Source organism: Ruegeria sp. CF5, from assembly GCF_056537325.1.
The window spans coordinates 146297-159628 of sequence record NZ_JBQFRI010000001.1; the positions used below are offsets into that span (position 1 = coordinate 146297).

The 13332-nt window shown below is 53.2% G+C and carries 11 protein-coding genes and 1 tRNA gene; 5 read left to right on the top strand and 7 right to left on the bottom strand.

What is annotated here, in order from left to right:
* Positions 1 to 305: 305 nt before the first annotated feature.
* On the top strand, positions 306 to 1316 hold the full coding sequence (locus ACR0NW_RS00705; RefSeq protein ID WP_480449456.1) for a sulfotransferase family 2 domain-containing protein: 1011 nt from the start codon (positions 306 to 308) through the stop codon (positions 1314 to 1316).
* Positions 1317 to 1675: 359 nt separating this feature from the next.
* Here ACR0NW_RS00705 and ACR0NW_RS00710 read toward each other — a convergent pair whose 3' ends face one another.
* Positions 1676 to 2362 carry a GntR family transcriptional regulator gene (locus ACR0NW_RS00710; protein ID WP_480449455.1) on the bottom strand — a complete coding sequence of 229 codons (687 nt, stop codon included), beginning with the start codon at positions 2360 to 2362 and terminating at the stop codon, positions 1676 to 1678.
* Positions 2363 to 2502: 140 nt separating this feature from the next.
* On the opposite strand from ACR0NW_RS00710, the gene ACR0NW_RS00715 reads away from it, so the two are divergent.
* On the top strand, positions 2503 to 3660 hold the full coding sequence (locus ACR0NW_RS00715; protein ID WP_480449454.1) for a M24 family metallopeptidase: 1158 nt from the start codon (positions 2503 to 2505) through the stop codon (positions 3658 to 3660).
* Positions 3661 to 3662: 2 nt separating this feature from the next.
* Positions 3663 to 4457 carry a carbon-nitrogen hydrolase family protein gene (locus ACR0NW_RS00720; protein WP_480449453.1) on the top strand — a complete coding sequence of 265 codons (795 nt, stop codon included), beginning with the start codon at positions 3663 to 3665 and terminating at the stop codon, positions 4455 to 4457.
* Between the two features lie 27 nt (positions 4458 to 4484).
* On the opposite strand, the gene ACR0NW_RS00725 is transcribed toward ACR0NW_RS00720, so the two are convergent.
* The 5 genes from ACR0NW_RS00725 to ACR0NW_RS00745 all read right to left on the bottom strand — a co-directional run bounded on the left by ACR0NW_RS00725 (position 4485) and on the right by ACR0NW_RS00745 (position 11394).
* Positions 4485 to 4886: a ribonuclease E inhibitor RraB gene (locus tag ACR0NW_RS00725; protein WP_480449452.1), complete on the bottom strand. Its 402-nt coding sequence runs from the start codon at positions 4884 to 4886 to the stop codon at positions 4485 to 4487.
* A 992-nt stretch (positions 4887 to 5878) separates the two neighbouring features.
* On the bottom strand, positions 5879 to 7363 hold the full coding sequence (locus ACR0NW_RS00730; RefSeq protein ID WP_480449451.1) for a SpoVR family protein: 1485 nt from the start codon (positions 7361 to 7363) through the stop codon (positions 5879 to 5881).
* The gene (locus ACR0NW_RS00735) at positions 7356 to 8678 is read right to left on the bottom strand and encodes a YeaH/YhbH family protein (RefSeq protein ID WP_480449450.1); all 1323 of its coding nucleotides are present in this window, start codon (positions 8676 to 8678) and stop codon (positions 7356 to 7358) included. The genes ACR0NW_RS00730 and ACR0NW_RS00735 overlap by 8 nt, the downstream gene beginning before the upstream one ends.
* 15 nt (positions 8679 to 8693) lie before the next feature.
* Entirely contained in the window at positions 8694 to 10628 is a 1935-nt protein-coding gene (locus ACR0NW_RS00740) for a PrkA family serine protein kinase (RefSeq protein ID WP_480449449.1), read from the bottom strand.
* A gap of 680 nt (positions 10629 to 11308) precedes the next feature.
* A tRNA-Leu gene (locus ACR0NW_RS00745) sits at positions 11309 to 11394 on the bottom strand.
* 144 nt (positions 11395 to 11538) lie between these two features.
* On the opposite strand from ACR0NW_RS00745, the gene ACR0NW_RS00750 reads away from it, so the two are divergent.
* Positions 11539 to 12117: a YqaA family protein gene (locus ACR0NW_RS00750; protein WP_170655714.1), complete on the top strand. Its 579-nt coding sequence runs from the start codon at positions 11539 to 11541 to the stop codon at positions 12115 to 12117.
* On the top strand, positions 12114 to 12578 hold the full coding sequence (locus ACR0NW_RS00755) for a disulfide bond formation protein B (protein ID WP_480449448.1): 465 nt from the start codon (positions 12114 to 12116) through the stop codon (positions 12576 to 12578). The genes ACR0NW_RS00750 and ACR0NW_RS00755 overlap by 4 nt, the downstream gene beginning before the upstream one ends.
* Positions 12579 to 12580: 2 nt before the next feature.
* Here the strand turns inward: ACR0NW_RS00755 and ACR0NW_RS00760 are convergent, their stop codons facing one another.
* Entirely contained in the window at positions 12581 to 13168 is a 588-nt protein-coding gene (locus tag ACR0NW_RS00760) for an HNH endonuclease (RefSeq protein WP_170655718.1), read from the bottom strand.
* Between the last annotated feature and the right edge of the window lie 164 nt (positions 13169 to 13332).

The following is a 13332-nucleotide window of genomic DNA, read 5'->3' on the forward strand; positions in this document are numbered from 1 at the left end:
ACTTGGGTAATCGTGTTCGCGCAACGCAGCTTCAAGCACGTCAGTCTGTCCAAAATCGAAAGCGTCGATGTCAACAGAACAACCGTCATATTCAAGCTCTGACCACCGGGGTGTTAAGCAAACTGATGGTGGCTAGTGCACCCGTGTCATTCACGCCTTGTACGCCGCCAAAAAGGCACGGCAACTCTGTGCCGGGTACCGGCATTTTTAGCCCAAGCGCCTTGCTTCTGGCACCGACTTTCTGACAGATACGGCGCAGACGTGCTTATCGTCCCCGAAGATTGCCAGAATAGTGAAAGCGTTCAATGCATCGAAAATTGATTTTTCTTCACCTGCCCAAGACGGGTGGCACAAGTCTAACTTCTATGCTTTCCAATCACTTTGACGCAGCTCAGGTATGCCCAAAACGGGTCAATGACCTGATGACGTTAGAGGATGGTGAACTTTCCAAATATCAGTTCTTCTCGGGGCATTATAAGCTGGCAGAGATACCCAGCGCGCTTAGAGATCAGGATATTGTTTCGATTTTTCGCAACCCAAGGGATCGACTGCTTTCCACCTACTACTACCATCGTTCCCTTAGTTGGGATTTCATACAAGAACGCGGTTTAGAACGCGCCAAACGAGCCAAAAAGAACGATCTTCTAACTTGGTTACGTGAGATCCAGGATGACGACAATTTGTGCAACACAATGGCGCGCGCAATTGTCGTGCCTCCGTCAGGGGCAACCTACGAGGACATGTCGGACAGCGAAAAAGTCGAAAACGCATTCGACAAAGTTGATAAGTTAAGCGCAATAGGAATATTTGAGTACTACGATGTTTCCGCTGCACTAATTTTTCAATCGCTGGGTTTAGAACATCCGGATAGGTTGAAACATCTCCAGGTAAACCCAAGCACAAAGAAAGCTGGCAAGATAGCGTCAGGAGCTGAAGCCTCGGCGACTAAACGCTATGAAATAACTGAAGATATCGAAGCTGAACTCAACCGGCTTACGAAGTTGGATCATCAACTCTATGACTACGCCAAGAAGCAGTTTTTTGTTCGCCTCAGCGAAGATGCATTGAAGTTGGTACAAGCCATTTCCAAAAAGCAGGAAGAAACTGCCAATGAGCGTGACATAGCTGTAGCACAGCGCAACAAAGCTGCTGCAGAACGCAACAAAGCAACCGCAGAGCGTGACCAAGCCAAGGCAGAGCGTGACAAGGCAGCGGCAGAGCGTGACAGAGTGACTGCAGAGCGTGACCACGCAAAAAGATACCCTTGGAAAAATCTAAGTCACGCCGCGAAACTTCGCCTGAAGCGTTTTTCGTAAGTAATAAATGGCATTCTAATCGGCTGATCAGCCTGAACTGAGTGTTCAAAATCGACTGTTGGTCTTTGATCCATCCGCGTGCTGACTTCAGGCGTTATTGGCAACAGCCCAAGTCTTGACGTGATCGCTGTAAAGCTGACGGACATGGACCATCAGAGAGTCACATGTCACGACCGCAGAGAGGACCTGCACCGAGGGCAACGCCGAAGAATTGGTCAGCCGTTCTCTCTCGGGTGTTCCCTGAATGTGCCCGGAATGCTGGTCCTTGAAGGATCCGAAAGCGCACCTTGGCCCTTCCCGTTACCGGTAGTGGTCTTCCGGCAATACCATCATAACATCGACCACGCGACAAAGGCTCGTCATTCCACTTCAGTCGACAGCAAGTGGGTTTTGATCCGTTGGTAGCCATATCCGATATGGGTTCGCTGAATAAACCCGATGGCAGTGACATCGCCTAGGTCCAGCGCGGTGTTGATCTCGCTAAGTTCCGCAACTAGCGCCAGTGCCATTTCCGAGCCTCTTTGGTTTCCGACCCGGTTCCAGGTACTGGCCGCCTGACAATAGGTCTGCCACCAAAATGACCTTAACGTACCGTTGCCGATCAGACTGGTGATCAGCACATGCAGGCAATGATTGATCTCGATGTATCGCCGGGAATCGAAAGCACTGCACAACGCTTTCGCGTCCTGCAGCAATGTCTGTCCGATCTCGCAATCTGTCTCGGTGATGACTCGGGGTGACATGGTGCCGATCAACGGCGCAAGCTCCAAGCGCATGTCGTAAACATGACGGATTTGCGCAGCTGACAGTGCGACCACAACCGTACCTACCCCATTACGTGTTTCCACCAGCCCCAGATGACTGATCCGGCTGATCGCATCGCGTATCGGAGTTCTGCTGACGCCAAATTCAGCAGCCAGTTCAGCCTCTTTCAGTTGTTCGCCTGGCGGGTATTCCAGAAAACAAATCCGCTTCAAAACTTCGGTCTGGATGGCTTCGGCCGTACTTTTGATTTCTCTTGCGGTGGTATTTTGAGAGAGGGGCATATGATCTCCTTTGCAATAGGTGCATACACCAAAGGCGAATTTGCGACAATAATTGGAGTATGTTATAAATTTGACTCCATAGCTGTGTACAGCTTAAGCGTTTGGAGATACCTCTCCAGCCCCCAATCGAGGAAACATAAATGCTCGACGAAGCCAAAACCCGCACCCTCACCCTTCAGGCCCGGATGAAAGATCTGGGTATCGAGCGGGCCGTTTTTACGGATGAAAGCTCCATCGCTTACCTCGCGGGGTTTTGGGGCTATTTGGGCATCGAATTTGGCCGCCCCTCAATGTTAGTCATAAATGCCGATGAGGCGCCCATCGTGATCACCCCGCTGATGGAAAGCGAAATGGTGGGCGCGATGACCTGGGTCGAGGATGTTCGGACTTGGGAAGATATGGGGCAACGCACATGGGGCCGTGCCCTTGCCGGCGCCCTAGGTGATAATCCGGGTGACATCTGGGTGGAGCGCGGCAGCATCCCCGCAATTGTGCGCAATCATTTGGATGAGACCTATCCGGGGGTGCCAATCAAAGACATCTCACCGATACTGGGGGCCATGCGGATGATCAAAACTCCCTTTGAAATTCAGGTGATGAAAGAAGCAGGCCAGATCGCTGGCGCAATGATGAAAGCCGCTCATGACAGCTTGCAGGAGGGTGCTCCGGAATATGAGAGTGCACTGGCCGTTATTGAGGCCGGATCGCGCAAGGCTGCCACGTTTCTGACGGATAAAGGCTGGGACAGATTTGTCTCGCCTATGATCCACAACCTGCAAATCCTGCAAAGCGGCAAGGACACATCCATGGTGCACCGCCGCGCCTCGATGCGTCGATATCAGCGCGCCGACCCGGTCTATTTCTGCTTCTGCAATATGGCGCAGTTCAAACAATACAAACTGGGTTTCGACCGGATGTTCCACATCGGTGAAGTGCGCGATGACGCCGCCCGTGTGCAAGAAGCCGCCATTGACGCCCAACAAGCTGCAATCGCCTCTATTCGCCCTGGGGTCGAAGCGCAACAAGTGGCTGCAGCCGCCAATGAGATCTATGCCCAACGGGGATATGAGACCGGATATCGCACGGGGCGATCCATTGGTGTGGCCTATCTTGAGGCGCCCGAGCTTAAAACCGGCGACACCACCATTCTGCAACCGGGCATGACCTTTGCAGTGGATGGGGGCATCTCTATCGATGGGGTGACCGCGGGGCGTATCGGCGATTCCGTCGTGGTGACGGAGACGGGATTTGACTACATCACCGAATATCCCCGCACATTGTTGGTCACGGACAACTAAGGATGGGCCGTCAGTTTCGACTTGCGGTTGGACAATCGCCAGCAGAATTGGACACAGTGCATGATCGACTGGATTGGCTGTCGAGAGTGATGCCCGAGGTCGCCGCCGAGCAGGCTGACCTTCTGGTGCTGCCCGAGCTTTTTGCCAGCGGCTATCATATCGGCGATCAGGTCGTCGCGCGGGCCGAACCTGCTGACGGTCCTATTTCTCAGGCCATTGCGACACTTGCCAAGGAACACGACCTCGCGATCCACTATGGGTTTCCTGAATCTGACGGGGAAGCGATCTTTAACGCGGCACAATGCATCGGCTCGGATGGCGCACGCTTGGGCGGGCATCGTAAGCTCGTCATTCCGCCGGGATTCGAAGGAAATTACTTCACACCCGGTCGAGGCTGTACGCTATTTTCTTACCGCGATGTGCGGATTGCGACGCTGATTTGCTATGATGCAGAATTTCCGGAAACGGCGCGGCATGTGGCCTCGATGGGAGCAGAGCTTGTCATCGTGCCCACCGCACTAGGCGCTCAGTGGGAGTGGGTCGCGCAACGCATGATTCCAACCCGCGCTTTTGAGAACGGTGTGTATCTTGCGTACGCCAACAGCGCTGGCAGCGAAAACGGCAAGGCCTTTCTGGGCCAAAGCTTTATTGCAACCCCAGATGGGCGGGAACTGGCACGCGCAAAGGCGCAACCCGAAATCATCTATGGCAATTTGCACCTAGACAAAGTGTCAGTCGCACAAGCAAGGCTTCCTTATCTGGTGGACCGCGAAGCGCTAGGACCAGACGTTCTCTAACTCTTGCCGAACGTCAGCTTCGTCCGCTCAGCCGTCACCCTGATAGAAGGGTAGATCAGAACCAAACCCGATGCTGTAATCATCATACCTCGCTGAATATTGCGCAGCAGTAGATTTGAATAGCTCGTCATGTTTTTTGATCTCTGACGCGCTAGGGATGAAGCTTACTTCGGCTTCGACCTCATGAGGATATCGATCGCCCTCTTCATCCGTTTCCTGTGTGACCACGTAGCCTTTTTCAGACATTTCTTTTGCCACAATATCCGCATCCCGCCGGCTCTTGAAGGCAAGGTAAAACGTGAAAGGAGCAGGTTGCGATAAGTCGAGACCATGTTCTTCCGCAGACTTCAACATTTGCTCATCTGAGGGTTTAAAAAAGTGATCCCGAAGCGTGCCTAGCCGATCCTGGATATGCGACCATATAGCCATCACTCAACACCTTTCTTGGAACCGCATTCCTATCGAATTTAACTGTTGAGACAAAAGAAAATGTTCTGAGCGCGCGGCGGACCTGGCAAATGCCTGAATGATCCCGGCATCTGAGAAATCTGATACAGCAATTCGTCTACTTGCCTTGGGTGCCGGATCAGGCCCAGATCGCGGAGGTTCCTAATTGCAAAGCAATCTGCTGCAGCCTCATTTCCGCCGACAACATGGTGCGCACACTCATGCAAGAACCAAAACTGACCCACCAAAGGCGGAACGCGGTTAAAGAATCCTGGGCCCAAAACGATTATTGGGTAGCCATTGTTCATTGCACGCCCGATGTTGTGATCAACGCTGGGATCGATGAAGATCGCCGCCCTTTGCCCTGAGCTTGACGTACAGTGCATCGGAACTCCACCGATATCTACGTACCAAGTGGACCTTGCTGTGCTTGAGCAATCGAACAGAAAAAGAAATTTGTCGTAATAAAAGCTGCAATAACAATGAATTTTGACAACTGGTTATCCTCCCTATTTTGAACTTTCGAATATCTGCGGTGAGCCCGAGGCAAACACTCAATTGACTTTAGCCTGTTACTCCGCGGCAAACGACAAAACTGAGTTCAATCAGCTATTTTAGTTTATCCGTGCCGTGCACTTCCCCGAATTGAAGCCAAGCACTCGGGAGTCCCCGTGCTACCAAATGGCTGATCGGAAGTTTCTTTTGAGAAAGTTCCCAAAAAGCTAACTTGCAGCGGCAAAAAATAACCTGTGTACGTGGGGTTAAGACAGCACTCGCCAATCACGAGACCGTCAACTGAAAAAAGTATGTAACAGAGCCTCGGTCATCGGCACGTGGCTCGCCGTCGGACTATGGGAAACTAGGCTACAAACGCGCCATCTGCGTATGGCTCAGCCAGAGAAGATCAGCCATGTCACCGCTTGTTCTTCGAACGATGAACCACGCCGCAAAGCGGATATCAATGGGTCCCAAACCTAGTTTTCAAACGCCGCATCAAAACCCCAGATTTGCTGCAGATAGCCTATAGTCGCTTCAGACGCCTTTTTGTTTAACGGCACACCGTTGCGCACGGAGTGATTTAGCCTGAGGTGACGATCGCCCATCAAGTCCACATCAACAATCTGAATATCGGGATCGTGTTCCGAAACGTCGAAACTGTGCGCCAGGGTGTCGCGCACCTGGTGATAACCGCGCTCGTCATGAATTGCGTCGACGGTGTAGAAAGGTTTCCCCTCTTCATCGGTCAGCGAAAACATGCGGAACCGGCGCATGACATTTGGGCTGAGGAACTGCTGCACGAAACTCTCGTCCCGATAGTTGGCCCAGGCATCCTTCAATACATCCCGCCACGCGCCGCTACCCGCTATGTCCGGGAACCATTCCCGGTCCTCCTCGGTTGGGTCGGTGCAGATGCGCTTGATATCCTGCATCATCGCGAAACCCAGCGCATAAGGGTTGATCCCCATTGCGTTCGGGGCGTCAAAGTCGGGCTGCGTCAGCACATTGGTATGGCTGTGCAATATTTCGAGCATGGCGCCATCCGTTAACAGACCGATGCGGTGCAACTCGTTGGTGATATGATAATGGACGAAGCACGCGCATCCTTCGTTCATCACTTTGGTCTGGCGCTGCGGGTAGAAGTACTGTGCTATGTTTCGAACGATACGCAGAACTTCACGTTGCCAGGATACTAGAACAGGGCTGTGACGTTCGACGAAATAGAGCAGATTTTCTTCTGGCAAACCCATTTCTCGCTTACGTTTTTGCGCCTCTTCATCGGTTTTCGACGATTGTGTGGGGTGATCGAAAGCGTCCCACAGGTAATGTACCGCCCGTTCTTCTTCGATGCGTCGCTCACGCTGTCGGATTCTCTCATCCGCAAGCGATGAGTGGGGGGGGCGCCTGTGTCGGAAAACGCTCGATGGCATAAGCGCGTGGGCAGCGTCGAGTAGTTTCTCAACCTCGCGTTCCCCGTGCTGTTCTTCGCATTGGGCAATGAAACCACGCGCGTAGTCGAGGTAGTCGAGAATACCCTGCGCATCGCTCCACTGGCGAAACAGGTGATTGTTCTTGAAGAAATGATTGTGCCCGAAGGCCGCGTGGGCAATCACAAGGACCTGAAGCGCCATCGTGTTGTCTTCGAGGCAGTACGAAATACAGGGATCGGAATTGATGACGATCTCATAGGCAAGACCGTTTGCGCCCTTGCTATAGGCTTTCTCTTCGTGAACGAAACGCTTGCCGAAGGACCAGTGCCGATACATGAGCGGCATCCCGGTCGACGAATAGGCATCCAGCATTTGCTGATACGAGATGATTTCTATCTGGTTGGGATAGACGTCAAGTTCGAGATCATCAATCGCCACATGTTCGATCGCGTCAAAGCTGCGCTGGATGGTCTCGAAATCCCATTCCGCGCCTTCAAACAATGGCGTCCTAGCTTCTGCCTGTTCAGCCATTGGAAACTCCGTTTGTCTTGCGCGCAAACAGCTCGTGCAGAACCGGGTAGATGTCACTGGCGCGCGCGATCCGTTTCATGGCGAAGTTTGGCCAAGCCTCAGCGACCTGTCGGTACGAGCGCCACAGTTCCATACCATTGTCTTCGCTGTTCATCAGATTGGCTTCGGTCTCGTCGACGATCTCCGTATAGGCGAAGTATTGGCAGCCCTTCATCAGATCACTGTTCAACAGGTCGGCACACAGTTGGGAATCTCCGCTGAAATTCTCACCATCTGATGCTTGCGCGGCATAGATATTCCACAGTGCGGACGGGTAGCGGGCTTCGATTATCTTTTTCATCTCGTTGAGCGCGCTGCTCACGACCGTACCGCCGGTTTGGCGGGAGTGAAAGAAAGTGTCTTCGTCTACTTCCGCGGCGATCTGGGTGTGGCGGATGAACACGAGTTCGATCTTGTCGTAGCGTTGCTTGAGGAAAAGATGCAGCAGGACAAAGAACTGCTTAGCAAGGCTCTTCTCCCGCTCTCCCATCGAGGCTGAAACGTCCATCAAGCAAAACATCACAGCGTTTGCCGCCGGCTCGGGGCGCATCTCGAAATACTTGTAACGGACGTCCAGTGGGTCAATGTAGGGAATGATCTGGCGTCGCCTTAGCATCTTGTCGAGCTGCTCACGCAGCAAATGCTTTTCCGCCGTTCGCGCCGCATCTGGCTTTTCAAGCTCCTCCAGTTCTTCAACCTGTTGCGTGAGAGCCTGTATCTCGGCATTTGTTGGGCGCCGCATAGCGAGACGTCGGCCGAACGCATTGCGCATCGTCCGCGAAACACTGAGGTTGGCGGGTGTCCCGGCGGCGGTATAGCCCATGCGATGCGGCTTGGAGACCGCAACCTCTTTCAGACTGCGTTTGACCATGTCGGGCAGTTCGAGATCTTCGAAAAACAGGGAGAGAAATTCGTCCCGCGACAGAACGAACATGAACTCGTCCTCGCCCTCTCCATCCGGCGCACCCTCACGTCCACCTTGTCCACTCTGGCCCGATGGAGGTTTCTTGAGCCGGTCACCAGCCTTGAACTTCTTGTTTCCGGTCAGAACTCGGTGTCTGGAACCACCTTTGTTGTCATGTTGAAAATGCGGTTCTCCGATCCCTTCTGACGGCACCGAGATATTCTCCTGCTGGCCGACATCGGCGATTTTTCGGCGCCGTACGCTTTCGTCAACCGCCTCTTTGACGGCGGAACGAACCCGGCGCAAAAACCGCCTACGGTTCCCGAGGTTCTTATCCTTGGGGTTTAGCCTTCGGTCGATGAAATGGGCCATTTGAGCATAGACTCCTCATCCTGCCTTGTTGACCCGCATGTACCATTCAACCAGGCGCCTGACCTGACGGCGCGTGTAGCCGCGGCCGATCATGCGATCAATAAACTCGTTATGCTTGGCTTCGGTTTCCTTGTCCCGCTTGGCGCCAAAGCTGATGACCGGCAGCAAGTCCTGGATCTGACCGAACATGCGCTTTTCGATCACGCGTCTCAGCTTCTCATATTTGCGCCAATCCGGATTGCGACCGCGATTGTTGGCCCGTGCACGCAGCACGAATTTGACCACTTCGTTTCGGAAATCCTTGTGGTTGGAAACTCCGGCCGGTTTTTCGATCTTTTCAAGCTCCTGCTCCAGAACGCCGCGATTGAGAATCTGGCCGGTATCCGGATCTTTGAAGTCCTGATCTTCGATCCAGGCATCAGCGTAGGCGATGTATCTGTCGAAAAGGTTCTGACCAAAGTCAGAATAGGATTCCAGATAGGCTTTTTGGATCTCGTTACCGATGAATTCCGCGTAGCGTGGCGACAAATCGTCTTTCATGAAAGACAAGTACCGGCTTTCAACCTCGTCGGGGAATTGTTCGCGTTTCACAGCCTGTTCAAGAACATAGAGCAGATGAACCGGATCGGCACCCACCTCCTCGGTGTCGTGGTTGAAGGTCTCGGACAGTACTTTGAACGCAAAGCGGGTTGACGTGCCCGTCATCCCCTCGTCCACCCCGGCCGCATCCCGATATTCCTGCACTGACCGCGCTTTGGGATCGGTATCCTTCAGGGTTTCACCGTCATAGACGCGAAGCTTGGAAAATGTTGGCGAGTTTTCATGCTCTTTCAGCCGTGTCAAAACACTGAACTGGCTCAGGATGGACAGCGTTTCCGGCGCACAGGGGGATTCGCCAAGGCTGCTTTCCTCGAGCAACTTTTCGTAAATTCGGGCTTCGTCCGAGGCACGCAGGCAATAGGGAACCTTGACCAGACTGATCCGATCCAGAAAGGCCTCGTTGTTCTTGTTGTTTTTAAACTGCTGCCATTCTGCTTCGTTCGAATGCGCAACTATTATACCCTGGAAGGGGAAAGCACCGATGTTCTCTGTGCCCGCATAAGACCCCTCCTGCGTAGCGGTCAGCAAGGGATGCAGCACCTTGATCGGCGCCTTGAACATCTCCACGAATTCCATCAAGCCTTGCGTGGTGCGGTTCAGAGCGCCGGAATAGGAGTAAGCATCCGGGTCGTTCTGGCTGAATTCCTCCAGCTTGCGTATATCGAGCTTTCCGACAAGCGAAGAAATGTCCTGATTGTTTTCGTCGCCCGGTTCGGTTTTCGCAACGCAAACCTGGCGCAGTTTCGACGGGTAGAGTTTCACAACCGAAAATTGGGAAATATCGCCGTCAAACTCCTGCAGGCGTTTGACAGCCCATGGCGAAATCAATCCGTTCAACAACCGTTTGGGAATGTTGTACTTGTTCTCCAGCAGATCCCCCATCCGCTCACGGTCGAAAAGGCCAAGGGGAGACTCAAAGATTGGGCTGATCTGGTCACCCGCCTTCAGCACGTAAATTGGCTGCCGCTCCATAAGGTTCTTGAGAATCTCGGCAAGCGTTGATTTGCCCCCACCGACCGGACCCAACAGATAGAGGATTTGCTTGCGTTCCTCGAGGCCCTGGCTGGCATGGCGGAAAAAGCCAACGATTCGCTCAATGGTTTCCTCGACGCCATAAATGTCTTGGAAGGGTTTGTATCGTTTGATTGTACGATTAAGAAAAATGCGACTGAGCCGAGCCTCTTGACTGGTATCGACAAGCTCTGGTTCGTCAATTGCGGCTACCATCCGCTCGGCAGCGGTAGCCCTCATCGTTGGATTTTCACGACATTCCAGCAAATAGTCCTGCAATGTCATTTCGATGAGCTTTGTCCGCCCATACTCTTCTGCAAACTGCTCGAAAATCTCCATTTTTAAAGTTCCTCTAGATTTCGTTCTCCTTCGTCCCAGCGCGCTAAGTTCATCCTAGTCTACCACAAAATTGGTCCGTAATTGTCTAATTTCTAATCACAATTTGTTTCCCGTCCGTTGCCCTGTTGAAACAAGTGCTCCATAAAGCCTGAAATAGCCGCCACCGCGCGACCCTTTTTTTGCCGCCTTGGTCGCGCCGATGTTCTACCCTCGTTATGTGTTTGCCCCGACCAGTAAGCAGACGCCGTATCTTGACGTCCTGACAGTCCCGGAAGCTTGGATTGCACTTAAACTGGCTGCAGGCTCAGTCGTGACACTTAGCGGTGAACCTAAGCGAGCCGTTGGGCTACTATGACTTTAGAAAATCGTTTCGCGCCTGGCGTAAGGATCTGGCGGCCAACGCTAAACCTTATGTTCTGCGCGGCCTGCGAAAACCCGCGATTATCCGGCTGACTGAGGCTGGATGTTCAGACGTTGAAATTCAGGCCGTCAAAAATCAAAGTACCGAAATGGTCGTTTTTTTTTCGCCGCAAGACGGTTCGTCGCTTGTTGTCCAAGGCCGCGTAGACACGCCGATTCTGAGGCTAGAACAGAACGGGACTAGGACGTGAAAGTGTTAGCAAGTGTAATCGCCCCTAAATTCACTAGAGCGGAAAATGCGATTATCCCATTAAAATCAGTGGTGCCCAAGGAGAGACTCGAACTCTCACGCCCGTGAAGGCGGGGGATTTTGAATCCCCTGCGTCTACCATTCCGCCACTTGGGCCACGATCACTGGATTAGCGCCCACAGGCAGTAAGGTCCAGAGGCAAAAGCACAGAATTCAAACCTGATTTCGATCCTGAGTGGTTGACGCTTTGCCGACCTCATGATTTGGCTTAACGCAACAGTTTCAAGGATTGCGCATCAGATGTTGCGAGCACTTTATGACCGGACGATTCGTCTGGCCGAGCATCCACACGCCATGTGGGCGCTGGCTGTCGTCGCTTTTGTCGAAAGTTCATTTTTTCCGATTCCTCCGGACGTACTGATGATTCCAATGATTCTCGCCCGTCCGTCCAAAGCGTGGTTGATCGCGACCGTCGCTTTGGTCGCGTCGGTTCTGGGTGGGCTTTTGGGATATGCGATCGGGGCGTTTTTCTATGAAAGCGTCGGCCAACCCATCCTCGAGTCGATGGGCAAGGCGCATGCAATGGAAGAATTCAATGAGCGTTTTAACGACTTTGGGTTCTGGGCTGTTCTGACCGCCGGAGTAACGCCGTTTCCCTACAAGGTCATCACGATCATGTCCGGGTGGACCGGAATGCCACTTGGAACATTTGTCGCGACTTCCATCCTGGCCCGAGCGCTACGGTTTTTTGTTGTCGCCGGATTGCTCTGGGGTTTCGGAGAGCCTATCCGCGATTTCATTGAAAAGCGTCTGGGTTTGGTCTTTACAGTCTTCATCGTCCTCCTGATCGGAGGCTTCGCGGTGGTACGTTATCTATGACACATCGAAATAAGCTGGTTCTGATTGCGGCGCTGGGCTCTGCCGCGATGTTGCTGAGCGCGTGGGGGTTTCAGTACCTAGGCGGTCTTGCGCCGTGCAAGATGTGTATTTGGCAGCGCTATCCGCATGCAGCCGCCGCCGTCATCGGCGTTGTCGCGCTGGCTGTGCCGAAACTCCGGATTTTGCCCGCTCTGGGCGCGCTTGCTGCGCTGACCACCGCTGCGGTCGGTCTGTTTCACGCAGGTGTGGAGCGCGGCTGGTGGGAAGGCCCTTCCACATGCACGTCCGGTGATATTGGCGGACTGACACCGCAACAATTGATGGATCAGATATTGGCGGCGCCGCTGGTCAGGTGCGACGAAATTCCGTGGGAATTGTTTGGAGTGTCGATGGCCGGTTGGAATGCGCTGGTGTCAATGGGCTTGGTTCTTGTGTGGATCGCAGCCTGGAAAAGCAACTGAAGCTACTGCGCGTCCAGTTCAGCATCCCAGTACAAAAAGTCCATCCAGCTCTCATGCAGGTGGTTGGGCGGGAATTTACGGCCCACATTTTGCAGTTCTTCAGCCTCGGGCTGCCTCGGCGGTTTGCGTAATGCCATTCCAGCCTGCCGCAACGACTTTGAGCCCTTGCGCAGGTTGCAGGGGCTGCAAGCCGCAACAACGTTCTGCCAGCTTGTTACGCCGCCCGCCGCGCGAGGGACAACATGGTCAAAGGTCAGATCCCCCCTGCTGCCGCAGTACTGACAGCAGAATTCGTCCCGCAGAAATAAATTAAAGCGCGTGAAGGCCACGCGCTTTCTGGGTTTTACATAGTCCTTCAGAACAACGACCGACGGTATTCGTATCTGAGTGCTGGGGCTGCGGACTACTTCGTCATATTCAGCAACGATGTCCACGCGATCCAGCCAAGCAGCCTTGATCGCCTCCTGCCAGGGCCAGAGAGATAGCGGATAATACGAAAGTGGGCGGTAGTCAGCATTCAGAACCAACGCCGGATGATGTTTCAGCGCACCCGGCTCTCTGACAAATTCAGTCCTGAAATCTCCGTCCATTACAGAATCTCTCCTCGCTCTGTACTGCCCTTTTGTGACATCAGAGCGGGGAGCACCCGCCCCGGTCTTACTATGACTATATATCGTGGTAAAACTCTGACAAGCCCTGAGTTTACACAATATGTCGAAGACTGGGTAAGGCGAATCCGTAACAGATACGTGAC

Coding starts and splice junctions, on each gene's coding strand:
- ACR0NW_RS00705 (WP_480449456.1), top strand. CDS start 306: ATGCATCGAAAATTGATTTTTCTTCACCTGCCCAAGACGGGTGGCACA.
- ACR0NW_RS00710 (WP_480449455.1), bottom strand. CDS start 2,362: ATGCCCCTCTCTCAAAATACCACCGCAAGAGAAATCAAAAGTACGGCC.
- ACR0NW_RS00715 (WP_480449454.1), top strand. CDS start 2,503: ATGCTCGACGAAGCCAAAACCCGCACCCTCACCCTTCAGGCCCGGATG.
- ACR0NW_RS00720 (WP_480449453.1), top strand. CDS start 3,663: ATGGGCCGTCAGTTTCGACTTGCGGTTGGACAATCGCCAGCAGAATTG.
- ACR0NW_RS00725 (WP_480449452.1), bottom strand. CDS start 4,886: ATGGCTATATGGTCGCATATCCAGGATCGGCTAGGCACGCTTCGGGAT.
- ACR0NW_RS00730 (WP_480449451.1), bottom strand. CDS start 7,363: ATGGCTGAACAGGCAGAAGCTAGGACGCCATTGTTTGAAGGCGCGGAA.
- ACR0NW_RS00735 (WP_480449450.1), bottom strand. CDS start 8,678: ATGGCCCATTTCATCGACCGAAGGCTAAACCCCAAGGATAAGAACCTC.
- ACR0NW_RS00740 (WP_480449449.1), bottom strand. CDS start 10,628: ATGGAGATTTTCGAGCAGTTTGCAGAAGAGTATGGGCGGACAAAGCTC.
- ACR0NW_RS00750 (WP_170655714.1), top strand. CDS start 11,539: ATGTTGCGAGCACTTTATGACCGGACGATTCGTCTGGCCGAGCATCCA.
- ACR0NW_RS00755 (WP_480449448.1), top strand. CDS start 12,114: ATGACACATCGAAATAAGCTGGTTCTGATTGCGGCGCTGGGCTCTGCC.
- ACR0NW_RS00760 (WP_170655718.1), bottom strand. CDS start 13,168: ATGGACGGAGATTTCAGGACTGAATTTGTCAGAGAGCCGGGTGCGCTG.